Genomic DNA, 23,445 nt, shown 5'->3' on the forward strand with positions numbered 1-23,445 from the left:
CTATTATAACAAGAACTAAATAGAAGGAAAGGAAATATTATGCAAAATAAGCTTGTTTTCACTTTCATTATTCAATAAATATACACCAGATTTATATATAAAAATTCCATATCTGGAAAATTCCTTGGGAAGTTGATACTCTCCTATCTTCTGAAGTTCTTTACTTAAAACCATTAAACTCTGCTCATTGGGAGAACCTGATTCTCTGTTAATTATCTTATCGATAGAATCATCTGAATATCTCTTATTCGCAATTAAATAATACCTCTCACGATATTGATCCTTTGAAATTGAAAAGTAATAATCATTTCCAAGTTGAAATTTGGTCCGAACTTTTCTATCCAAAGATATTTCAGGAAGTGGATTAACTTGTGAAACTATATCACTCTTAACATAAACTTGAGATTTAAAAAATCCAGATTCAGAATCAACAGAATAAATGGAATCCTCAAATGGAAAGCTTGCAACTAAATTATTTCCTTCCAAAGAACTTATAATACTTGGTAAAATATGTTCTGGCCCTCCCCAAAAACCACCAGATTTATACTTCATAGGATAACCTAGCAAAAGATCAAAATCACCTGAAATCAAATCCAATTTCATTAAAAGATTTTCTCTTGAATAACTGGAAAAATAGGGGTCTGAATCAGGATAACAAGGAATATACAAAAATCTGTCACTAATTATAGCTCGGCTTTTATTGTCCATCCAGGGAATTACAGAGTTTTCATCAGCTTCAATACCTTCAGAATCTTTAAGCCGAAATTTTCTTTTAACATGTCCTGAAGAATCTACTAAACTCATCTGATAGGAATATCGGTCAAAAACAAAAATAGAATCAAGATTGTGAAAGAAAAAGTCACTCATTTCACCTACTCCGTTTGGACCTTCCGATTTAAAATCAAGGGTAAATGATTTTGCGGAATCAACTAAATTATAAAAAAAAATTAAATTGGGGTCATTGGGAAAAGGATTGCAATAAACCAAAAATTCATCATTTGAAATAGAGACCTCTTGAGAGAGCATGAAAAAATTCGAGGATAAATCGTTTAATGATATTTCGATATCATTTTCTGGGTGAAATAGAAGATCTTGAAACTCCTTTTCGAAGTTCGATTTTTTTGAATCATCACAAGAGTACAAAAATATTGCACTCAACACTAGACAAATAATTCTTGACATAAAATCAAAATAATAAATTGGTAAAAAATCCGGGCCATATCCTAAAATATACGACCCGAACTTGCATAATTATTGGATAATTACGGTAGGAAGACACCCTCCATTAGATCCTCCACATTTTGATGAAACTAATTTCCCGTTGATATATGTATCAACCCAAATTCGATATGCAAAGGAGCCGGTGGTACTGATTCCCAAAAGAACTAGGGAAAGGGTTAGTGAAATTAATCTCTTTTTCATGATTTGTTTTGGTTAAAGTGTTGAAAATAATTAACTGTGTATTCAATTTTAACAAATCAGTTTTATACTTCCAAATCACTCACCTTCAATAACTTGCATTCTTGGAATTGTACCATTTGAAAAACGGATTTTTTCGAAATAATATTTTGATTCCTTGGTTTTTACCCCCCCCACCGAATTCTTAGTTTATTTGGCATCCTTTCAAACTAACAAAATATATCATCGAATATCAACTATTTTCAATTTTTTTTAAAAATCATTGAAGAATACAACTATTTATACAGATTAATTCTGCATTATTTCACATCGTAAGCAATCTATCGTAATACAAAAGACGAAATAGCTCAGATTTCCTTAACCAGCGGAGTCAATACTTACCATTACCCCTCTTAAAAGGAGGGACATCGCCAAAGCCTCTTTCCTAAAATGAATGATTTCCTTTTTTTAATTGCCTTCAATCCGTTTTGGTTTCCATTCTATTTTGAAAATGGCTATTTTCCAGTCTAGTCTTTTGCAAAAATGAATCGGAATCAGCTCGTCTTACTTCTTAGCCTTCTAGTTGGGATTTCCCTCATTGGGTTTTTCCTTTTTGGACCTGAAAAAGAAGTCGATTACAGCACCCAGATCAAACCCATTCTCAATAAACACTGTATCACCTGCCACGGTGGAGTAAAGAAAAACGGGGGATTCAGTATCCTTTTTGAAAAAGAGGCTTTCGCGATCAATGAATCTGGCCTGCCTGCAATCGTCCCTGGCAGTCCAAATTCCAGCGAACTGATCAAGCGACTCACTCATTCAGATCCGGAATTGAGAATGCCTTACCAAAAAGCCGCACTTTCGGATGAAGAAATCGATTTGCTGAAAACCTGGATCCGACAGGGTGCTAAATGGGGAAAGCATTGGGCATACAAGCCGGTCAAGAAACCTGAAATCCCTACCCAGACCCAAATTGCTGGTATGGGAAGTGGAGATTCTGAAGTCAAGCTTTCGCCCATCGATTATTTTATTCGGGAAAAACTGGAAGAAAAAGGTTTGAAACCTTCGGCTCAGGAGCAGCCACTTCGCTTGCTTCGGAGAGTAGCTTTGGATTTGACGGGTTTGCCTCCATCTGAGACTTTGGTTTCTGATTTTTCTTCCGGAAAAATCACCTATGAGCAAGCAGTTGATCAGCTTCTAAAAGCTGAAACCTATGGCGAAAAGTGGGCAACCTGGTGGCTTGATCTAGCCAGATATGCCGACACCAAAGGCTATGAACGGGACGTCTCCCGCACCATGTGGCCTTATCGGGATTGGGTGATTCTGGCGTTTAATGCAGACAAGCCTTTCGATGAATTCACCATCGAACAACTTGCCGGAGACCTGCTGCCCAATCCGACTCAGGATCAATTGACAGCGACAGCTTTCCACCGGAATACCATGAATAACGACGAGGGAGGAACCGAAGACGAGGAATTCCGTGTCGCGGCTATTCTGGATCGAGTTAATACGACTTATGAGGTTTGGCAGAGTACGACCATGGCCTGCGTGCAATGTCACAGTCATACCTATGATCCGATTCGACATGAGGAATTCTATCAGTCCGCAGCTTTTTTCAACAATACCCGGGATGAGGACACGCACGATGAAGAACCTCGACTGCGATTTTATGAAGAAGAGCAGCTCGGTCAAGTCAAAAATGTAATCACCTGGACAAAAGAATACGAAGGTGAAAAGGCTGCGAAAGCCCGCGCTGACTTCCTGAAATTCTATGAACCGAAATATGCAGCTCACCTAGCTACTGACTTTAACAGATCTGAATTAATCGACACCAAATGGCTGGGACTGTGGTCTGGTGGTTCGGCTGTTTACAAAAACATCGACACCCAAGGTTCGGACCAGTTGCTGTTGGATTATTGGACTGGTTTGGATGGCACGCAAATGACGATCCGAAAAGACGGTCCTGAGGGAGAGGTCCTCGCTTCGTTTGTCATAAATAAAACTCAAGGAGAAACAGTCAAGCAGATTCCGTTTAAGCCCATTTCGGGAAAAATCAACCTCTACATCGAAGCCAAAAATCCTTCAGCAGGTCCACAGCAAAACACCTCAACCATTGTTTGGTTTGCTTTTTTGCCAAGTCTGAAAGGGAAAGATAAACCGGGATTCAAAGAAGCAGAGTCAGATTGGGAGGAGCTGTTGAAATTCCGGGGAACCCGACTTCCGATTCTAATCGAAAATCCAACTTACATGGCTCGTAAAACCCATGTTTTCGAGCGGGGAAATTGGATGGTCTTGGGTCAGGAAGTCAATCCAAAAACACCTGCCGAATTTGGAGGATGGAGGGAGGAATGGCCTAAAAACCGACTCGGATTTGCTTATTGGCTGACTTCTGCAGAAAATCCACTGACAGCACGAACACTCGTGAATCGAATTTGGGATCAGCTTTTTGGAAGAGGAATCGTCCGAACGCTGGAAGACATGGGAAGTCAATCCGACCCACCAAGCCATCCTGAATTGCTGGATTATTTGGCTTGGAAAACCATGAATGACTACGCCTGGAGCATAAAAGCTTTGATTCGGGAGATTGTCACTACTGCCACTTACAAGCAATCATCCATTCTTTCTCCCGAGGTTTTTGAAAAAGACCCAGAAAATCAATGGTACTCCCGAGGACCAAGATTTCGACTTTCCGCCGAACAGGTTCGGGATCAGGCATTGGCTGTGAGCGGATTGCTCAGCGAGAAAATGTACGGTCCGAGTGTCAAGCCTCATCAGCCGGAAGGGATTTGGCAGACGGTATATAATGGAGAATCCTGGACAGAAAGCGAGGGTGAAGACAAGTACAGACGCGGAATCTATACGTTCTTAAAGCGTACCAGTCCCTACCCGTCTTTCATTACTTTCGACGCAGCAAGTCGGGAAGTGTGTCTAAGTAAGCGATTGGTGACCAACACGCCACTTCAGGCTTTAGTCACGCTCAATGATCCGGTTTACCTTGAAGCAGCTAAGAACCTTGGAAAAAATGCTTGGGCGAAAGGTGCTGGAAATCCAGAGAAAGCGATTTCCTCAACCTATCAACAAGTAATCTTTAGCCCGATTTCCGAAGGGAAAAAGAAAACCTTGATGGATTTGTTCGCTTCCGCGAAAGTTGAGTTCACAACGAATCCAGCTGCTTTGGCCGATTTCTTTCCCGGAGCAAAACCTGAAGAAGCTGCAATGGCAGTAGTAGCCAATGCCATGATGAATTTTGATGAATTTTTAACCAAACCCTGATGAAGCATCTAGAAAAACTCTTGGCAGAACTTGCAGTTCAAAAGCTGCAAAATCAAACACGCCGGCATTTCCTGATGGATTGTGTGAGCAAAGTTGGGGTTTTGGCCATGGCGCCCTTGCTTTTTGGTTGCGAACCTGAGCATCTGATCAAAAAATCTACTGGACTGAATCTGAGTGAGCGGGATTTGAATCCTTTGGCACCTTTGCCTCCACCTTTCGTCGGAAAAGCCAAATCCATCATCTACTTGCACATGGCAGGCGCACCGTCTCAATTGGAGCTTTTTGACTACAAACCTGAACTTGCCAGATACCACGATAAAGATTGCCCGGAGAGCTTGCTGGAAGGACGCAAGTTTGCCTTTATTCGTGGCGTTCCGAAAATGCTTGGCCCACAAGCTCAATTCGCGCAGCATGGTCAATCCGGAGCTTGGGTTTCAGATTACCTCCCTCACTTTGCCAAAGTCACGGATGAAGTGGCCTTTTTAAAAGCAGTTCATACCGATCAATTCAACCATGGACCTGCGCAATTATTCATGCAGACGGGTTCGCCTAGACTAGGTAGACCAAGTCTGGGAAGTTGGGTGACTTATGGACTCGGAACTGAAAATCAAAACCTACCTGGATTTGTTGTCTTGACTTCAGGAGGAAAAACCCCCGATGCTGGCAAAAGCGTCTGGGGTTCAGGATTTTTGCCTTCCGTTTATCAAGGAGTACAATGCCGTTCCAAAGGCGATCCGGTACTTTATCTGGAAGATCCGACAGGAATGTCACGGGACCTAAAGAAAAACGTCATTTCAGCGATCAATCAGGTCAATCAGGAGGATTTTGAGACTTTTGGCGATCCAGAAATTCTTGCCCGAATCAACCAGTACGAAATGGCTTATCGCATGCAGATCGAAGTGCCCGAAGTGATGAACATCAACGATGAACCGGAACATATTCATGAACTCTACGGTACCAAACCCGGCGAGGAATCCTTTGCTAACAATTGTCTGCTGGCAAGAAAACTGGTAGAAAAAGGCGTGCGGGTCGTCCAACTTTATGATTGGGGTTGGGATACCCACGGCACCGATCACGATGGCTCGATCGATAAGGGTTTAAGAAACAAATGCCGAGAAATTGATCGACCCATGTCTGCCTTACTCTTGGATTTGAAGCAAAGAGGACTGCTTGAAGAAACCTTGGTTGTTTGGGGAGGTGAATTTGGCAGGACACCGATGCAGGAAAATCGGGAAGGAAAAGTACAAAGCTTTATGGGCCGCGATCACCACGTGGATGCCTTCACGATGTGGATGGCAGGCGGCGGCGTGAAGAAAGGTGCTAGTTATGGAATCACGGATGATTTCGGGTTTTCGGGAGTCGATGAGCGGGTGTCAGTTCATGACCTTCATGCCACGATTCTTCAGTTGATGGGTTTTAATCATGAGAAGTTTACCTATGATTTCCAGGGTAGACCATTCCGACTGACCGATGTCCACGGGGAATTGATTCATGCAGTACTGGCCTAAATCACCTTCAATGAAACCCAAAATCCTTCACAAGTTTTTGCGCTATGCTTGAATTCCTTGGGCCACTTTTAGGCCGAATGCATCCACTTTTGGTTCACTTGCCGATTGGAATTCTTGTCTTTGGAATAGTTCTCTGCTTTTTCCCTCAGAGAGAAAAGAACTCGTTCCTACCCGCTATTCGGCTTGCTTTTTTGCTTGGCGGAATTGCCGCTTTTGGAGCAGGAATCAGCGGATTTCTCCAATATCAATTTGAAGGTTTTGCATGGGAGGATATTCAAATTCACCTTTTTGGTGGAGTTTTCACAGCATTGGGAAGTTTTGGTCTGTTTTTTCATTTCAGAAAAAAGGAAACGATTCAGTCTAAAAGCAAAGTTTTTGCCCTTGGTTTGGGTTTGATTTTGGCGGTTACGGGGCATTTGGGAGGTAGTCTCACCCATGGAGAAAATTATTTTACTGAGGTACTTCCAAAGGAATTTCAATCCTTTTTGGGAATTGAAATCGAACCCGAAAAAGGCCCGCAACTCGCTGAAGAAAGTTGGGAAGAGGCAGTTTTCTACTCCGAAGTCATTCAACCCATTCTCAACCAAAACTGCAAAAGCTGTCACAATCCAAAGAATAAGAAAGGTGAACTCGACTTGACAACAATCAAAGGATTGATGACAGGGGGAGAAGATGGAGTAATTTTGACTGCTGGAGATGCGCAGCACAGTGAGCTTTTCGCAAGACTCATCTTGCCGAAAGGCGATAAAAAGCATATGCCTCCTTCAGAAAAACGACAGCCGAGCAAAGCCGAAATTGCCCTGATTGAAAGTTGGATCAAAGCAGGTGGAAAAGCGGATCAAACCCTTGCAGAAGCAGGAATTTCAAGAAATCTTGTAGAACCCTTTATCCAGAAAACCGAAATTCCATTTTATCCAATTATCCAACTACCAGTCTTTCCGACAGATTCTTTGGCTCAACTGAAACGACTGGGATTCTTTGCAGAACTGATAGAAAGTGGTTCAGGATTGCTGAAAGTGACCTGCATCAATCTCCCGGAGTTTCAGGATTCCGATTGGGAAAAACTGGCTCCAGTTAAGAATAGGATCGCTTATTTGGATCTTAGCGGAACTAAAGTTAGTGATGCCATTTTGGACAGCTTAAAAGGCTTTTCAACTCTTACTGTTCTGAAACTGAATGAAACTGTGATTTCTGGTAATTCTTTGGAGAAACTTTCCCAATTACCTAACCTGAAATTGCTTTACTTGAACAAAACCGGAGTGAATCTCGCGCAAATCCAACAGTTAGCCTCAAATCAATCGCTGGAAAAAGTATTCATTTTTGACACACCTGCTTCAGCTGAATTTCTGAATTCAGGTAAGCTGAGTTTGCCTTTTCTCCTAGAGACAGGAAACTATCAACTACCTAAATTGCCCACTGATACGATTGTGTATTAACATTCAAGAATCATTAGACTTTTTTAAACCATTAAGGAAATTGAGTTAATTAAGTTTTTAGAAGTTAATCCTCTGGAAAGTTGAATTCTAATCGATAAAATCTAAATTCCCTTAATTCTCTAAATGGTAAAGAAATTATTCATTTCAGGTTAAAGCCTCTCTTCTATTTTTTCCTGATCAAACCCCAAAGTCAAACTCCCATCCGGATAAACTATTACAGGCCGTTTGATCATGCTTGAGTTTTCGATCAAAATCGGGATTGCGGTCTCGGTCTTTTCCAACGCGACCTTTTGGGAATCATCCATTTTTCGATAGGTAGTCCCTTGCTTATTGACCAAGGTTTCCAAAGGAGTTTTAGCCAAAAAACCCTTCAAAAGCTCCTGTGTAGGTTTTTGCTTTTTGTAATCGATGAATTCATAAGGAACACCTTTTGACTCCAAGAAGTCAAAGGCCTTTTTCATGGTATTGCAGTTTTTAATTCCGTAGACTTTTAGGGACATCTAGTGATGAGTTTAATTTTTAAATAATCTTCTGACAATAATATCATTCATTCATTTAATCACCCAGATCATTCCAATTGATCAGGGTATTCCAAACCAATGGTGCATCATGATGATTCAGGTAGCGGTGAAGCGGATCAAAAGTAAAAGCGATAATCCTTCCCTTGCCAACCGGCACATTGAAAATACTACCCTGACCGATGATGGTTTGCTCATTTCTCACCATTCCTGAGCGCACGTAAGCAGGTTCTTTGCCAGCTTCTGCTTTCTCTTCTTGCTTTGATTCGGCCTTGGCCATTCCCATAATTTCTCCGGTGTAGGGCTCTTCGTCTTTCAGGGGTTTGGTTCCGTACTGAAGAAGCATCATACCCCTTTTTGCCAAATCGACCTGATAAAGTGGTCCGTTTCCTCTGAAAATGGAAAAGGTCTCAGGAAATCCATACAAGACAGGATGATTTGACTTTTTAGCTTTTACCGTTACCACAGAACCCGGATGGAAAAGTCCTGAAGCAGTATAGGGTTCCAAATCCCGTGTGATTCCTGTCTCAGCCACCATCACTGTGGAATTGTCCAAAGCAATCACCACACCACCGGCATCGACAAAGTTCTTGAGATTTTCTATCCCAAGAAACCCTGGTCCACCCGTGATGTCAGGGCTGGAGTCGGGGAAGCCATGTGAAGGGAATTGATCGGTCTTGGTATAGGGCATTGGGCCAAATCTGGAGTCAATGCCATGAATAAAATCAGAAGCAGTTCCTCTAGATCGGGGAACCAAAATCACATCAAACTTTGAGTTGAGATTACCGGCCTTCAGATCGTCTTTGTCAATAGAAGTATAAGGAATACCCCGCTGCTCAAAGGTGTAGCGAGACCAACCTTCGTCCTGCGTATTGAACCAAGTATGGTAAATGGCCACTCGGGGAAGCTGAACAGCATGTGTTTTATCAGATTCAGGCGCTGAAGAACTTCGAATCAGGTCAAGTCCAAACTTTTTCCCTAACTCTCCAGCTTGCGATGAAGAAATTCCTTTGATCATCATTGACCCTACATTCAAGGTGTCCTGATCAATGACAAACTCAGATTTGATCACTCGGATTTCAGCATTTTTCGACTGCTCCCTGATCCAGTACAAGGCTGGTAAAACCGTATTTTGAGCTTGATAGTGGATGAAATAAGAATTGCCTGAACCGGAAATTTCTCCCTCATAGTTCACGTCTGAATCCACTTTTTTCAGTGAAGAAATCTCGTATTCAACACTGTCTTTTGGCTGGACTTCAACCCCATACAAATAGCCCAGAGTCCAGGCGATGTCATCGTAAGGAGGGAATTTGGCTTCTTTTGGATACTTCTGCTCAGTCAGCAAAGTCACCGCAAGATTGCGGTAAGGTTGATCCAAAAGGACTACATATTCCCCTGACTCAGCCTCATGAACTTCTATCGCCTGAGCTCGAAGTTGATTGACGAGGTAAGCAGCCATTACCGGATCTTTCTGATCAGCTGGAATCACAAAAGCTTTTGGACTGTCTTCCTTACCTTTTCGGATGGAATTGACCCCTTTTTGGTAAAAATTTCTAAGGAGTTGCTCAGCATTTTGCGCAGCATAAGTCAAGGAAGCTAGGACACCAGCCTGCATGTAGTTCACATTATTTCGGGCAGACCAATAGACCCGCTCAGTAGGTGGATCAGGACGATACCATTCCCGGGTCGTTGCCGGATCTCCAGCATACTTTTGATTGGAAAGATCGCGCATGTAGGTATTTGCTCCGGCGTTGCCAAAAGTCTCATAAAATCGCCCGTTGGAATTGTGGTTGTTTGCCACCCAAATCCCATATCCTGGCCACCAGCCGTCATAAAAAGCCCAGGTAAATGCACCCGGCATTCCTTGTGCAGCCAAAGTCGTGATGTCATGATTGGCCATGACTTGCCATTCACCGATGGTGACCGGATCAATCTGCTCGTTGTATGGGCCGGTTCCAGTGGAAATGTAGAGCAAAGGAACTGACTCATGAAGGTCCAACATCACAGTAGGATGCCACTCGTAGAAGATGGAAAAAATTCCTTTTGTGATGGCTTGGGAGACTTGAAGTCCGTCACGGTTATTGTCGTGGAAAACATATTTACCCCAATACGGTGCCGAACGCGGATAGCCATCATCCCATTCGGTTCTGGTTTTGCTGTATCGGTAATACCAATCTACCAGTTTGTCCCTTCCATCGGGCTCCGAAACCGGATTGATAAGAACGATCACATTATCCCTGATTTGCTTGATCGTTTTCTCCTCACTAGTTACGAGTCGATATGCCAATTCCATGAGCATCTCGGGCGAACCCATTTCAGTGGAATGCATTCCGCCATTTAGATAATAGACTGGTTTGGCGGATTCGAGAATCGTTTCAGCTTCTGACGGTGTTGTAATCCGCGGATCTGCCAGGCGATTGAGGTGATTTTTGTAAATATCAAGTTTTTCCATGCTGTCATCGTTACCGATGATCACGACATAGATTGGTCTTCCCTCTTCGGTAGTTTCTACCTGTTTGATCTGGAGATGGGGAGATTTTTCTGCTAACAGTTGATAATACTCATAGATTTTGCTGGTGTTGTGCATCACACCGGGCGACCCGATGATTTCACCAAAATGCTTTAGCGGGGAAGGAATGGTGGGATGATCCACCACATTCATCACTGAGGCTGGCAAAAACCTCGAATCCGTCGTGTATTCTTTGATTTTGTTGTTGTATTCCGCATCGATTTCTTGCGCAAAAACCGGCGAACTCATTAGACAATAGGAAATAGTTCCTATTAAAAGTACTTTTTTCATAATCGGGAAAGGTAGGTGGGTATTCAAATGCAGAAGTTAGCAGAATTAAACGAAAAGTGGGCTTCTGTTGATGTAAAAGCGCGAATTCTAAGATTGAACTTATAAACAATAAAGGCTGACCATTTTAACTGTCAGCCTTCACCCATTAGAATAACGGAGGAATCTATTTTTTACTATCAGGTTGGATTGTAATACGCCCTAAATTCACCCCTTATCGGTACTAAGGTTCCGGAATTTGAACCTATTCTTAAAAATAACTTCAGGATAAAATTTCTTTTATACTTTCCTCATGTGCCTGAAGGATTTTCCCAACGAGATCATCTGTCAAAGCCGTGGAAAGGAACAAGCTCTCGTACTGAGATGGGGCCAAATAGATCCCCCGATGAAGCATGGCCTGAAAGTATTTCCCAAATAATAGCGTATCCGATTTCTTGGCAGATTCAAAATCTGTCACCGCATCCTCAGTGAAAAACAGGGAATACATACTTCCCAGTTGATTAATGGTGAAGTCATGCCCAAACCGGTGATTGATCGAAGCCATTCCTGAGGCAATTTGCATCCCGATCTCATTCAGGCGAGTGTACACTTCAGGGTGTGAATTCAAATAATTCAACATCGTCAAACCTGCAGCCATGGCAATGGGATTACCCGAAAGGGTACCTGCCTGATATACCGGGCCGGCAGGAGACACAAACTCCATGATTTCCTTTTTCCCACCATACGCTCCCACCGGCATACCTCCACCGATAATTTTACCAAGCGTAGTCATGTCTGGAGTTACACCGAATAATTCCTGAGCACCGCCTTTTGCCAAGCGAAATCCTGTCATCACTTCATCAAAAATCAGAATAATCCCCTCACGGGTACAGATTTCCCGAAGTCCTGCCAAATATCCCGGAAGAGGCAAAGTCAAACCCATATTCCCCGGCACTGGCTCTAAAATCAACGCAGCGATTTCACCTCTATTGGCTTCAACCAATCTTTCGATCGCTTCCAAATCATTGTAAGGAGCCAAAAGGGTATCTTTGGCTGTTCCTTCAGTCACTCCCGGTGAATCGGGATGCCCCATAGTAATCGCTCCCGAACCGGCAGCGATGAGAAAAGAATCTCCGTGACCGTGGTAATGCCCTTCCATTTTGATGAATTTGTCACGTCCGGTGTAGCCCCGGGCTACCCGAATGGCGGACATAGTAGCCTCGGTACCGGAGTTCACCATACGGACTTTTTCCACCGAAGGAACCATGCTCACAATCAATTCCGCGATCTCCACTTCTCTGGCTGTTGGTGCGCCAAATGAGGTTCCGTTGTCCATCGCAGCAATCACCGCTTCCCGGATCATTGGATGATTATGCCCCAGGATCATTGGTCCCCAACTATTGATCAGCTCGATGTAGGCATTGTCGTCTTCATCATAAATGAAAGCCCCATCAGCTCTTTTGATGAAAATCGGGTCTCCTCCTACTGCTCGAAAAGCGCGAACAGGGGAATTCACTCCACCTGGAATGAAGTTTTTGGCATGGGCAAAAAGCCGCTTGCTTTCAGAAATCTGCATGGTTTATTTTAAGGGAATCAGCTCACCGGCTTCCATTTTGAATACCGGTGTGTAGCTGTTATTGTTTGAATTTTGAAAATTAAATCCCCAGGTCAATTTTCCTTGCTGAAAAGAATTTTGATCCAAACTTCTTCTAAAATTGTAATCAAACGTGGATTTTGAATTTGAACCCAGCCAATACACCAATTCCAATCCTAAGATGGAATTCATCCCAGGATAGGCGTAATACTTCTTATAAAATTGATCCCGGAACTGGCTCATCGCTTCGGTATCAAACTTGGGGGTGTTATTGGAAATGAAATAGAAGTTTGGAAACTCCAGCATTTCATAATTTGCAAAGTTGAAGGCCAACCAGGAATCCATCACCAAAAGCGGGACTGAAGTAGAAATACTTTCCATCAAAGAGAACACGGACTGGGCCACCGCAGGATCATCGGAAAGTAAAACGACCTGATCTACAGACGGATTATTTCCTCGGCTTACTCCAAGTCCCTGGAGAAAAGTAGCCGCATTTCTTGAATCCACCTTTTGAATTTTGACCAGTTGGAATCCTGATTTCTCCAGTTCAGCCTGAAGCAAAAGGCCTAATTTCTCATCTCTTGAGCTGCTACTATAGCCTACTGCAATCCGATTTCCCCACTTTTGTGATTTGAGGTTTGAGATAATACCTGAAGCCAGTGAGGCAACCGATGGTCTGAATAAATAGCTGTACTTGAATTGTTCAAACCGCTCCCCGAGGTTAGAAAGGGGATGGATAAAGGGGATTTGTTCTTTTTCTGCAAAAGCACTGACGATATCAGTTTCTTCCGGATAGATTGGCCCGATGATCACATCAGCTTTGGCAATGACAGGATCATTCAGAAGGTTAGTAAGGTGATTAAGATCCCGTTTGGAATCAAAAGTGGACAAATTGACTTTGTAACCTTCACTTTTTAGCTGTGCAATACCGATCTCTATTCCCTGGAAAAGCTCAAACATAAAGTCCGTGTAGCTAATACCCGATACAGAAGCTGAACTGCTCCCTGTGAATGGCAAAATCAAAACAAGGTCCAATACTTCATCTCTTACCACATTCTTTTTTGGAGTGGATGATCTGACTTGATTCAAAGCCTCAATTTCACTTGCCGACATGATGGTTTGCTTTTGCAAAACAGCCGCCATGGCGGCAGCGTAGCCTTCATTCGCTTTGAATTCGCTCAGATTTGCAACCAAAAAGCTTGCTGTAGCCTTGCTGAGATATTCAAAAGTAAGATTATAGGACTTCTGCAGGATTTCTTCCTTTTTGATCGCTTTGATTACTTTTAGTGCCTCCAGGTTCTGATTGTTTCGGAAGTACGCTGTAGCCAAAAGGTATTTTGCTTCGTCAGATTTATTCCAGTTTTTACCATATACAGGCTGCAATGCGCTGATAGCTTGGGCAGGCTGATTGGCTCCGAGGGCTGCTTCCGCTAGGTGAAATGCTGCATAGTTGGCCAGATTTCCATATTTGTCAGCATCTGTCACCTGTTTAAATCCATTCATCGCTTCCCAATAGTCTTTTGCGAGGAGGGCTGACTTGGCTTTTTGGTATTCCGATGGAAGACCCTGAGCATTTGAAAATTGTACGGTAAAAAGTATGGATAAAAACAGAAACAGATTTCGCATAATTCCGGACTTAACGGGATGATTGAAGCTGGGCAAATTTAACCCATTATTTCCAAACCCAAAGTCTGGGCCACAATGGGAATTAAAAGTGAAAACCCGAAAAAATGCTCCGGGTTTTAAGAATTTTTTAAAAACCTATACTTTCAATTTCCTATAAAATTCTCCGAAAAGTGCCATTGAATCAAATTCAGTTAACGAATTAAGCTTAAAAAGCCTTTCCGAATTTCGCTAGATTCAGAAGAAGTGATCAACCAAAAATAAGTATCGGCGGGTAGGTTTTTCCCCTGATAGGTTCCGTCCCATTGCTCTTGCGAATTTTTAGCCTCAAATAACAGCTCCCCATACTTATTGAAGACTTGGACTTGAATTTCTTCGGAAAGTGAACCGGAGGGTATTCCCCAAGTATCGTTATACCCGTCATTATTGGGAGTGAAAACGTTATAAATCCGCATTTTACCAATCAGATTAATTTCCGTCTTCAATCCAAACTCTTTTTCAAGTCTATTTCCTGCACGATCCTCCACCTGGACTAGAATCGAATAATTGGTCCTCGTCTCTTTCTCACGCGTATTTTTCCAATAAAGAGTAAATCCATCCAGTTGAAATTCTGAATTATCGAGTCTTCCCTCAACCAGCGAAACAACGTGAACATCATCAAAGTCATCCAATACAGTAAATTGACCGATTTCGATATCAAGGGCAGAAGAAACCGGATCAAACGTCCTTCGATTGAGTAGCACATCCACGGGACTTGGCTTTGGGAGGATTGTTAGTTTTTGGGTTGGCTTTAAGTTCTCCGGGTTTGAAATACCTTCTTCCAAATCAATGATTCCGGAAAAAAAGTACGTGCCCGATTTATACACGTCTAGCTCATTTTGAACCCAAGTAACCTTAAATTCAAGAATCTGTCCATTAAGTGTCAATGCTTTGATAAAGGCTGGTAATTGAGGGGTCTCAGACCAGGGAGTGGAAATTTCTTCAGGATCAAAAACTGCAGTAAGTTCAACTGGTAAAATTTCAAATACTGCCCCCCTGAACGTAAGTTTATAATTCTCAGAAACCCTTAAATCTCCGACTTCGATCGCATATTTTCCCACTTTTTCGCCTTCCAGTCTTTCCGGTTGACCGGTTAATATATGATCTACAATTTCCGGATTTACTCCAGTGACCAAAAATGCCAATTCAGGATCTTCCACCCCATAATATTTTTCTGCGGACTGCGCTTCAACAAAAATTTCCCGCTCAATGATTTCAAAATCGGAGCCCGAAAATTCGATTTGATAATTGTCACCCACAGCCAAATCTCCCAGATTGATGGCGTATTTCCCAGCATTTTCCCCCAGATCTCTCGTAAGGCTGCCAGAAATGATAGTAACTGACTCGTCATAGGCAAACCCAGAGGCTTCAAAGGTTATAATGGGATCCTCTTCACCAAATATTTTCCCCTGACCGTGCGTTACTGTCAATTCCAGAGTTCGGGGTTTAATTTTTAAATTTTGGGTTAAAGGAACTGAATTTGGGCTGCTTTGATAATCATCCAGGATAGCATAAACACGAGTTTCTCCTGCTTTTAAAATCATGGCCACATTTCCAGTAATTCTCAAGATAGTCGTATCCTCTGCCGAATATTTAATGAGCATTCCATTCAGGTCGAATTCCTGCCCCAATTCAAAGTCCGGATCACCGTACGTTTTTTCCAAATCCGATGGGAAATTTAGTCCGCTTGGAACTTTGGCTGCTTCCAAACCGGGTAAGCTCCCTTTTCTACGTTGTTGAACAGGCTGATTTTTTGTCCCGACAAAAGAAGATTGAGCGCTCAATCCGAAACTTGAAAACAATAAAGAAAGAACTATAAGTGGAATTCGCACAGAATTATATCCTAGGCCAATCGAATAAAAATAAGAAACCAGTGAAGTTGGGATTAAAAAAAATCGACGGGATCTCCTATCTACTAAATATAAAAAGCACTCATTCCAAGCCGTTACTTTAATACATTCGTTTCTCATACTATTGATGGTGAATTTGAATTAAAAACATCCCTCCCCTAGCCTCAACAAACTATCAATACAAATAAGAATTATATAAATAAAACAATCAACTTAAGCATGTTCCAAAAACAACTTTTGAAACAACAAGGTTGATCAAGGTGTTTTTTTATGATTTAAAAAACATTTTTATGAGTGAAACAATTTAATTTTTTTCAAAATCAATTAATGAAAAAATATCAATTGAATTTAAACCAAATCACAATCAGCCAAAGATTATGTCATGAGAATTATAGACAATAAATTATTATAAACAGAAAAAGCCATGTGTTATTTAAAACACACGACTTACTAAAAATAACCAAACCAATCTATTCTATTTTTATGCTGCTGCCGTGAGAAAATTTTTCCAATACTCACTTGGGCAGACTCCTATTTCTTTTTTAAACACATTAAAAAAGGTCGTGCGAGAACTAAAGCCAGCTTCAAAACCTAGTGCTTCTAAGGTGAAATGATCCAAAAAACCCTCCTCTATCTTTTCTTTTGCATATTCCACACGGTACATATTGGTCAACTTCTTAAAGCTATGCCCGTAGAGTTCTCCAAAAATTTGTGTCACTTCCCTAGGCTGTACGCCTAGTTTTTTTGCAAATTCCGCTACTGTCAATCCTTGTTGAAGGTAAATTCTGTCAAGGACAAGAATTTTATGTAGCTTCTGGATTAGTTCAAATTCATTAAAATGCGCCAGCAAATCAACAGTCCTCAACTTAGACTCATCTTTACCATGATGAGTTTGGATACTTTTTATCCTGTTAATCTGACCCGTAAATTCATGTCCGGTCAAGTTCACAAAGGCATGCTGCTCCTTTTGCACGTTTAAGATCATAACTGAAAAAACAATCCAGCCGACAGCAATTACCCCAACTGGTAGAAGCGTATTTTCGATGAATATTTCCATTTGTTTCGTTGATTATTGACTGGTCTGAATTTCTTTAGCTTAATTAAAACCGATGTTGGTAGTTTTTTAGGTATTACTTTATTCTTACTTCTCCGTGGACCTTTTTTATTTATGTTTAAAAGTAAATTGAATAATCCCAATCGATACGCGGTATGTTTCAGTTTGTAAATGAATTGTATCGATAGAATACATAAAAAAACCAGCCCTTAATAAGGCTGGTAATCGACTTAAAAAAACTAAGATTTCATTTACATTACTCCCACTCAATAGTCGCAGGGGGTTTGGAAGAAATATCATACACCACTCTATTGACACCTTTTACCCGATTGATGATTTCGTTGGACATTTTGCCCAAAAACTCGTAAGGAAGATGGATCCAATCAGCTGTCATTCCATCTACCGATCCTACTGCTCTCAGGGCGACAACTTTCTCATAGGTACGCTCATCCCCCATTACACCTACCGATTGGATGGGAAGCAGAATCGCTCCAGCCTGCCAAACCTTGTCATAAAGTCCGTGATTTTTCAAACCCTGAATAAAAATATGATCAACCTCCTGAAGTGTTTTGACTTTTTCCTCGGTGATATCCCCAAGGATTCTGATTCCTAATCCGGGACCGGGGAAAGGATGACGACCGATTATGGTCTCAACAATCTCCAACGCCCGCCCCACTTCTCTTACCTCGTCTTTGAATAGCGTATTCAATGGTTCTAAAACTGATAGCTTCATGAAGTCCGGCAAACCGCCCACATTGTGATGCGATTTAATCGTGGCGGAAGGACCCTTTACAGAAACTGATTCGATGACATCCGGGTAGATGGTACCTTGGCCCAGCCATTTTACGCCTTCGATTTTGTGAGCTTCTTCGTCGAAAACCTCGATAAATGCCCGTCCAATAGCCTTTCGCTTTGCTTCAGGATCGGTAAGTCCAGCCAAAGCATCATAAAAACGCTTCTTGGCATCTACTCCGATCACATTAAGGCCCATGTGTTTATAGGATTCGAGTACTTCTTCAAATTCATTTTTGCGAAGCAGTCCATTATCTACAAAAACACAAGTCAACTGATCTCCGATCGCACGGTGAATCAGTGTCGCAGCTACTGAGGAATCCACCCCACCGGAAAGCCCCATCACTACTTTATCGCTTCCGATTTTTGCCTTTAGCGAAGCTACCGTCGAATCAATAAAAATATCCGAAGTCCAATCTTGGGTACAGCCGCAGATTCCGACGACAAAGTTTCTTAATAGATTTTTGCCTTCTGTGGAGTGGGTCACTTCCGGGTGAAATTGTATCCCATAGGTTTTTTCACCTTCCACTCTGAAAGCAGCCACCTCCACGGAGGAAGTACTTGCGATGATTTCGAAACCGGAAGGAAGCGTTTTGATCGTGTCTCCATGAGACATCCACACTTGCGAACCATAGGTCATTTCCTTGAGAAGATCATGATGCAGGTCAATATGGTCCAAATTAGCTCGGCCATATTCCCGAATCGAGGAAGGAAGCACCTCTCCCCCGTATTTGCTGGCTAAAAGTTGGGCGCCATAGCAGACCCCTAAAAGCGGAAGTTTGCCTCTGAAAGCATCAAGATCCAGATCTGGAGAACCTGCATCTCGAACGGAACACGGAGAACCCGAAAGAATGATTCCTTTAATGTCTGCGGTGATTTCAGGGACTTTGTTGTAAGGGTGGATTTCGCAATAAACATTCAGTTCTCTCACTCTTCTCGCGATGAGTTGGGTGTATTGAGAACCGAAATCGAGGATGAGGATTTGTTCTGCCATGCGCAAAGGTAATCAGGCAAGGTGGCTTACTAAAATAGGACAAAGAAAATTTGGAAAGAGATTGAAAGACTCGAAAATTTAAAAATTGTAAAATTATGATAATCAATAGCTTAACGGAGTGAAAAAGCTAATTTTGGATTTACCACCAAAAGTAATTTCCAGTCATTTTCAGTAAAACCTTTGGAATTGAGCACAGGCATCAGCTCTTCAAAAATATTCGTAAAAGGCTGAAAATCTCCTCCATTTGGCTTGGCCGGATCATACCAACCCGCATCATGGGAGATTAGTACGTTTCGAAGAAATCCATTTTCCTTTGCAAAAAGCAAGCGCTCCACATAAGGATCTATCGCCCAACCAATCCCATCCAAACTGATCCAGACGCCCATTTCGGCTGCTTTGCGATAGTTTTCAAAATCGGGTTCGGCCTGGGCATGCACCCAAACAAATTCTGATGGTTCCACTCCCATTTCCTGAAGAATCTTCACTTCCTGTGCGGCAGTTTTCCAGGTTCCGGTATGAGAAGCAATGGTTAATCCTGTGTTTAGATGCGTGATGCCAGCGGCTCGAACGAGCTTTTGATCAATTTCAGAAAGCGTATCTGCTTCATTGACCGAAATCTTGATAAATCCGGGTTTGATACCCGTGCCTTCGATTCCGCTCTCGAATTCGTATATCCAACGTTTGGCGAGTTGTTCTGCAGATTCTGTCTGGACCAGGTCAGGGAGGTATTTTCCTCCTACTGCTCCATAAAATCCGGTATTGGTCAGAATCTGAATTCCGGACTTTTCACTGAGTTCTTTAAGCAGAAGCACGTCTTTGGCCAAAAAAGAAGGAGTGCAATCAAAGATTGTTTTTACACCGTGTTTTTTTACCTCCAATAGAAAAGGCAAAACTTTGGCAACCACAGAATCCCTATTCCATCGATCAGGGCTGACCGAATCCGCTCCGATAAAGTCCACCAACATGTGCTCGTGAATCAGCGTCAAGCCCATCGAGTCGATCGAAATCGGTCCGGTGACAGTATTAAGGTAATTATCAGTATTATTTGTAGGAGGATTTTTACAGGAGATGAACAGAATGTTTAGGAAAATGAAAATCAAAAACTTGGACATGAGGAGGAGATTTGATTGTGTGTTCAAGATATAGGCAGGAATTCAATTTTTCAATTTTGAAATCTTCCAATTTTTCAATCCTGCCTTAATTCCCCTATTCCACCTCTTCGATTCCAAAAAGTGTCTGCAGCTCAACGGCCTCGATTCCCTTTTCTTCCTGCAGAAATCTCCCAAATGCAGCTGTTTTACCATGAGTCAGATACACTTTTTCTGCTTCTGTCGCTTCAATCGCCTGGACCAATCCTTCCCAATCCGCGTGATCTGAAAGGACGAACCCACGATCTGCGGCCCGTCGCCTGCGTGAACCACGTACACTCATCCAACCCGAGCATATTCCAGTCCGATACGGCCCAAACCGCTTCATCCACGGCGTACCCATCGCTGAAGGCGGAGCTATGATCAGTGAACCTTTGAAGGTTGATTTAGACATTTCCTGCGTAACTCTGGGCACATCCCAGAGTTCAATTCCATTTGCAAGCAAAGCCTGATTGGTATTCCAGACAGCACCATGGACAAAAACCTCCCCCACGCTTCGATCCAGATTTTGGAGAATCCGTTGGGCTTTGCCTAAGGAATAGGCAAAAAGAACCGAATTTCGCTCTTCGGCAGCGTTTTTTCGCCACCAGGAATTGACCTGATTGAATATTTCAGCCTGAGTTTCCCATTTGTAAATCGGTAGTCCAAAGGTACATTCCGAAACAAACTCGTGGCATTTCACAGGTTCAAAAGGAGTGGAAAGTCCGTCATTTTCAACCTTATAGTCCCCACTGACCACTGTTACTTGCCCTTTGTACTCCAGCCGAATCTGAGATGAACCCGGAATATGACCTGCAGGATGAAGGGAGATTTTTACACCATTGAAGTCAAGCGATTGACCATAGTCTACTGTCTCGAGGCTGATTTCCTGTCCCAACCTTAGCTTCATGACTTCGGCAGAATGATGGTGGGCGAGGTAATGTTTCATCCCCCAGCGGGAATGATCCGAATGGGCATGAGTAATTACGGCTCGTTCCACGGGCCTCCACGGATCGATGAAAATTCCTGCCGGAGGACAGAAAAGACCTGAATCTGTAAGTTCTAAAAGTGACAAAAGAGATGAAAGTTTACGAATGGTTCCTATCATGAAATGCCCTTGAGAAAGACTTCTCACACAGGGGGATGATTATCGAAGGCATTCTCCCGATTAAAGATCGGGACAGGCTATCTGACCCCTGAAAAACAAATTATAAACAGATGAATTTTAAGATTTTGGAACTTTGAGTGAAAATGAAAGCTGGCTCAAAGCGATATTTTTAGATTTCCTCCGGCATCTTGTCTGATTTAGCATAACTCAAACGACCCAAACGCTTCCCAACGAAATAGTCATCCAATCCTGCGACAGTCACCGTACCAAGTGAACCGAGATCTAGGGATCCGTCGGCTCTCAATCCTCTTTCATCAATATAAATGGAATCTATGCTACCTATCAGGAGGATCGTTTGATTGACTTTTAAGGTTTGCGTTTCCAAAAGGCTACATGCAAGCCGCACTGGACTGTCTCTGACAAAAGGTGCTTTGAAACCATCCAAAAATTCGGGGGCTATTCCGGTAGCTTCAAACTCTGACTCTTCCCATCTTGCCGATGTCCAATGCGCCTCTTTGTAAAATTCACTTGTGACATGATTCATCGTGAAAAATCCCGTTTCCATAATATTGTCCAAGGTATGCCGAATGACAGTATTTGGTCTAAAAAGTATACCAACCATCGGAGGATTAGCCCCGATGTGAAAAACCTGGGAAAAAAGCGCAAGATTGGTTATTCCTGCTGAATCCTGCGTACCGATCAGGTTGAGACTTTTGTAGCCGGAAAGGCAATTGATCAGATTCCTTCGATAAAACGAATCTGAGGACATAATTTCTTCCGAGCTGATTCGCTTGGTCATAACTTAATAGCCTCCTCGATCGAGTCGCAATATTGAATATCAAGCTGGTCGATGATATTATCGGGATAGGTTTCCAGAATTTGCTGTTTGGCTATTTGCACCATTTTTTCAAACCATTTCTCGGCAGGAAGGATCTTGCGGTGGGTTTTCAGGCCAAATCCAAGCATATCCTTTTTCCAATGGATGAAGTACCATTCCATGGTAGGTTGGTGAAAAGCCCTCAGAGATCTTTTATCGAAAATGAATTTTTCGAAATCTCCATTTTTAACTATTCTCCCAATTTGATTAAAAGTTTCCTTAAAATCTTCAATGGGAATGTAATCGGCAAGAAGTTCGCAAATGATGATTTTTTTATCTGTGTTAACCAAAACTCTGGCGTAGCGTTCTTCAAAAGCCAATTCAAAGTCTTGAATTTCGGAAGGGTTTAATGTTTCATTCATAGCTATCGGAAGTAAAGCTTAGTAAACGGAATTTTTGCGCTGAGTGGTCACATGTGCCACTTCCTCTTTAAACTCAGACAATCGCTGCTCAAGAACAGAGGCATATTCCAAGGTGGTGCGCATCATATCTTGTTGAGACTGAATCTGCTCCTTCAATCGAAAAAGCTCCCGATTGACATCAGACAATTTCTCTTCGTAATGTTGTTTGAGCCGCTCTTTTTCAAGTTGAGCTTTCCTCAATTCTTCCTTAAAAAGCAGGAATGATTCAGGTGGAGTTTTCATAATCACAGCACTTTCTTCACGGGACCGTACCCTATGGTTAAGACAAAATGAACAGGCAAAATGTTTCAGACTTATTTCAGGTTTGACATACCTCCATCGATGTGAAGAATCTGCCCTGTCATCCAGGAGGATTTTGGGGAAAGCAAAAACACTGTCGCCTCTGCTATATCTCCCGAAGTTCCAATCCTTCCAAGCGGATGTCTTTTATCAGATGCTTCTTTTCGCTCCGGGGTCGAAAGCAAGGCTGAGGCTAAGGGAGTTTCCGTCAATGAGGGTGCGATCGCATTTACTCTGATTTTAGATGGTGCCCATTCAGCAGCTAGGGATCTGGTCAAGCCTTCTACCGCACCTTTGGCTGAGGCAATCCCGGCATGGAAACCCATTCCTGTCTGAACCGCCACTGTGCTATAAAGCACCACAGCCGGACTGGAGGATTTCTTCAGCCCCTTTAGGCAGGCCTGCAACACCCTCACTGCTCCAAAAAAATTAACTTCCAGTTCATTTTGAAAATCAGCAATTGAAATCCGGTGAAACGGTTTTAAGTTAATCGTCCCCGGGCAGTAAACCACTCCGTCAATGACGTCCGGTAATCCGGGAATTTCAGAAAAATCAACACTGGTGTCCAATTGAGTGGTTAGATTTCCACTTTTGGAATATAAAAAAAGGTTGGCACCCGCATCGCCGAGCAAGGCTGCTGTAGCTGCACCGATACCAGAATTACCACCTACGATTACTATATTTTTATCTTTCATTACTTCTATTGTATGATTTTAAAATCCCGGAAAGGATGATTTTGTTTTGTGAATTAAAAAAAACCGGGCATTTAGCCCGGTT

At 42.4% G+C, this 23,445-nt stretch carries 17 protein-coding genes; 3 read left to right on the forward strand and 14 right to left on the reverse strand.

The window, feature by feature from the left end; all coding sequences use genetic code 11:
• Positions 1-15 precede the first annotated feature (15 nt).
• Positions 16-1,182, reverse strand: coding sequence for a DUF4221 family protein (locus C4S61_RS10715; RefSeq protein ID WP_103924799.1), 1,167 nt, complete (start codon positions 1,180-1,182; stop codon positions 16-18).
• Between the two features lie 759 nt (positions 1,183-1,941).
• Here C4S61_RS10715 and C4S61_RS10720 point away from each other — a divergent pair.
• From C4S61_RS10720 to C4S61_RS10730, 3 genes are read left to right on the forward strand one after another with little or no spacing between them, the layout of a single operon-like run.
• Positions 1,942-4,671, forward strand: coding sequence for a DUF1553 domain-containing protein (locus tag C4S61_RS10720; protein ID WP_103924800.1), 2,730 nt, complete (start codon positions 1,942-1,944; stop codon positions 4,669-4,671).
• Positions 4,671-6,179, forward strand: a complete 1,509-nt coding sequence (locus tag C4S61_RS10725; protein ID WP_103924801.1) for a DUF1501 domain-containing protein — start codon at positions 4,671-4,673, stop codon at positions 6,177-6,179. Before C4S61_RS10720 ends, C4S61_RS10725 begins: the two co-directional genes overlap by 1 nt.
• Before the next feature lie 44 nt (positions 6,180-6,223).
• Complete coding sequence (locus tag C4S61_RS10730) at positions 6,224-7,615, forward strand: c-type cytochrome domain-containing protein (RefSeq protein ID WP_103924802.1); 1,392 nt, start codon at positions 6,224-6,226, stop codon at positions 7,613-7,615.
• Between the two features lie 149 nt (positions 7,616-7,764).
• Here the strand turns inward: C4S61_RS10730 and C4S61_RS10735 are convergent, their stop codons facing one another.
• The 13 genes from C4S61_RS10735 to C4S61_RS10795 all read right to left on the reverse strand — a co-directional run bounded on the left by C4S61_RS10735 (position 7,765) and on the right by C4S61_RS10795 (position 23,363).
• A complete protein-coding gene (locus C4S61_RS10735) occupies positions 7,765-8,115 on the reverse strand; it encodes a Spx/MgsR family RNA polymerase-binding regulatory protein (protein ID WP_103924803.1) in 351 nt (116 codons plus the stop codon).
• 55 nt (positions 8,116-8,170) lie between these two features.
• On the reverse strand, positions 8,171-10,933 hold the full coding sequence (locus tag C4S61_RS10740) for a M14 family metallopeptidase (RefSeq protein WP_103924804.1): 2,763 nt from the start codon (positions 10,931-10,933) through the stop codon (positions 8,171-8,173).
• 259 nt (positions 10,934-11,192) lie between these two features.
• Positions 11,193-12,485 carry a glutamate-1-semialdehyde 2,1-aminomutase gene (gene hemL / locus C4S61_RS10745; protein WP_103924805.1) on the reverse strand — a complete coding sequence of 431 codons (1,293 nt, stop codon included), beginning with the start codon at positions 12,483-12,485 and terminating at the stop codon, positions 11,193-11,195.
• A gap of 3 nt (positions 12,486-12,488) precedes the next feature.
• Entirely contained in the window at positions 12,489-14,129 is a 1,641-nt protein-coding gene (locus C4S61_RS10750) for an ABC transporter substrate-binding protein (RefSeq protein ID WP_103924806.1), read from the reverse strand.
• Between the two features lie 191 nt (positions 14,130-14,320).
• Positions 14,321-15,997: an MBG domain-containing protein gene (locus tag C4S61_RS10755; protein ID WP_160111227.1), complete on the reverse strand. Its 1,677-nt coding sequence runs from the start codon at positions 15,995-15,997 to the stop codon at positions 14,321-14,323.
• A gap of 499 nt (positions 15,998-16,496) precedes the next feature.
• The gene (locus tag C4S61_RS10760; RefSeq protein ID WP_103924808.1) at positions 16,497-17,072 is read right to left on the reverse strand and encodes a helix-turn-helix domain-containing protein; all 576 of its coding nucleotides are present in this window, start codon (positions 17,070-17,072) and stop codon (positions 16,497-16,499) included.
• Positions 17,073-17,325: 253 nt separating this feature from the next.
• A complete protein-coding gene (gene guaA, locus C4S61_RS10765) occupies positions 17,326-18,855 on the reverse strand; it encodes a glutamine-hydrolyzing GMP synthase (RefSeq protein ID WP_103924809.1) in 1,530 nt (509 codons plus the stop codon).
• A 110-nt stretch (positions 18,856-18,965) separates the two neighbouring features.
• Positions 18,966-19,967, reverse strand: coding sequence for a phosphotriesterase family protein (locus C4S61_RS10770; RefSeq protein ID WP_103924810.1), 1,002 nt, complete (start codon positions 19,965-19,967; stop codon positions 18,966-18,968).
• Positions 19,968-20,061: 94 nt separating this feature from the next.
• Positions 20,062-21,057, reverse strand: a complete 996-nt coding sequence (locus tag C4S61_RS10775) for a ligase-associated DNA damage response exonuclease (RefSeq protein ID WP_103924879.1) — start codon at positions 21,055-21,057, stop codon at positions 20,062-20,064.
• Positions 21,058-21,259: 202 nt separating this feature from the next.
• Positions 21,260-21,889: a flavin reductase family protein gene (locus C4S61_RS10780; protein WP_103924811.1), complete on the reverse strand. Its 630-nt coding sequence runs from the start codon at positions 21,887-21,889 to the stop codon at positions 21,260-21,262.
• Complete coding sequence (locus tag C4S61_RS10785) at positions 21,886-22,329, reverse strand: hypothetical protein (protein WP_103924812.1); 444 nt, start codon at positions 22,327-22,329, stop codon at positions 21,886-21,888. The genes C4S61_RS10780 and C4S61_RS10785 overlap by 4 nt, the downstream gene beginning before the upstream one ends.
• Before the next feature lie 18 nt (positions 22,330-22,347).
• Positions 22,348-22,611 (reverse strand): hypothetical protein, encoded by a 264-nt coding sequence (locus tag C4S61_RS10790; RefSeq protein ID WP_103924813.1) that lies wholly within the window; start codon positions 22,609-22,611, stop codon positions 22,348-22,350.
• Positions 22,612-22,682: 71 nt separating this feature from the next.
• On the reverse strand, positions 22,683-23,363 hold the full coding sequence (locus C4S61_RS10795) for an SDR family NAD(P)-dependent oxidoreductase (protein WP_103924814.1): 681 nt from the start codon (positions 23,361-23,363) through the stop codon (positions 22,683-22,685).
• Positions 23,364-23,445 lie beyond the last annotated feature (82 nt).

Source organism: Algoriphagus boritolerans DSM 17298 = JCM 18970 (genome assembly GCF_900108085.1).
Taxonomy (GTDB): domain Bacteria; phylum Bacteroidota; class Bacteroidia; order Cytophagales; family Cyclobacteriaceae; genus Algoriphagus; species Algoriphagus boritolerans.

Bases quoted from the DNA above. Each gene is read 5' to 3' on its own strand.
- C4S61_RS10715 (WP_103924799.1), bottom strand. From the start codon at position 1,182: ATGTCAAGAATTATTTGTCTAGTGTTGAGTGCAATATTTTTGTACTCT.
- C4S61_RS10720 (WP_103924800.1), top strand. From the start codon at position 1,942: ATGAATCGGAATCAGCTCGTCTTACTTCTTAGCCTTCTAGTTGGGATT.
- C4S61_RS10725 (WP_103924801.1), top strand. From the start codon at position 4,671: ATGAAGCATCTAGAAAAACTCTTGGCAGAACTTGCAGTTCAAAAGCTG.
- C4S61_RS10730 (WP_103924802.1), top strand. From the start codon at position 6,224: ATGCTTGAATTCCTTGGGCCACTTTTAGGCCGAATGCATCCACTTTTG.
- C4S61_RS10735 (WP_103924803.1), bottom strand. From the start codon at position 8,115: ATGTCCCTAAAAGTCTACGGAATTAAAAACTGCAATACCATGAAAAAG.
- C4S61_RS10740 (WP_103924804.1), bottom strand. From the start codon at position 10,933: ATGAAAAAAGTACTTTTAATAGGAACTATTTCCTATTGTCTAATGAGT.
- hemL (WP_103924805.1), bottom strand. From the start codon at position 12,485: ATGCAGATTTCTGAAAGCAAGCGGCTTTTTGCCCATGCCAAAAACTTC.
- C4S61_RS10750 (WP_103924806.1), bottom strand. From the start codon at position 14,129: ATGCGAAATCTGTTTCTGTTTTTATCCATACTTTTTACCGTACAATTT.
- C4S61_RS10760 (WP_103924808.1), bottom strand. From the start codon at position 17,072: ATGGAAATATTCATCGAAAATACGCTTCTACCAGTTGGGGTAATTGCT.
- guaA (WP_103924809.1), bottom strand. From the start codon at position 18,855: ATGGCAGAACAAATCCTCATCCTCGATTTCGGTTCTCAATACACCCAA.
- C4S61_RS10770 (WP_103924810.1), bottom strand. From the start codon at position 19,967: ATGTCCAAGTTTTTGATTTTCATTTTCCTAAACATTCTGTTCATCTCC.
- C4S61_RS10780 (WP_103924811.1), bottom strand. From the start codon at position 21,889: ATGACCAAGCGAATCAGCTCGGAAGAAATTATGTCCTCAGATTCGTTT.
- C4S61_RS10785 (WP_103924812.1), bottom strand. From the start codon at position 22,329: ATGAATGAAACATTAAACCCTTCCGAAATTCAAGACTTTGAATTGGCT.
- C4S61_RS10790 (WP_103924813.1), bottom strand. From the start codon at position 22,611: ATGAAAACTCCACCTGAATCATTCCTGCTTTTTAAGGAAGAATTGAGG.
- C4S61_RS10795 (WP_103924814.1), bottom strand. From the start codon at position 23,363: ATGAAAGATAAAAATATAGTAATCGTAGGTGGTAATTCTGGTATCGGT.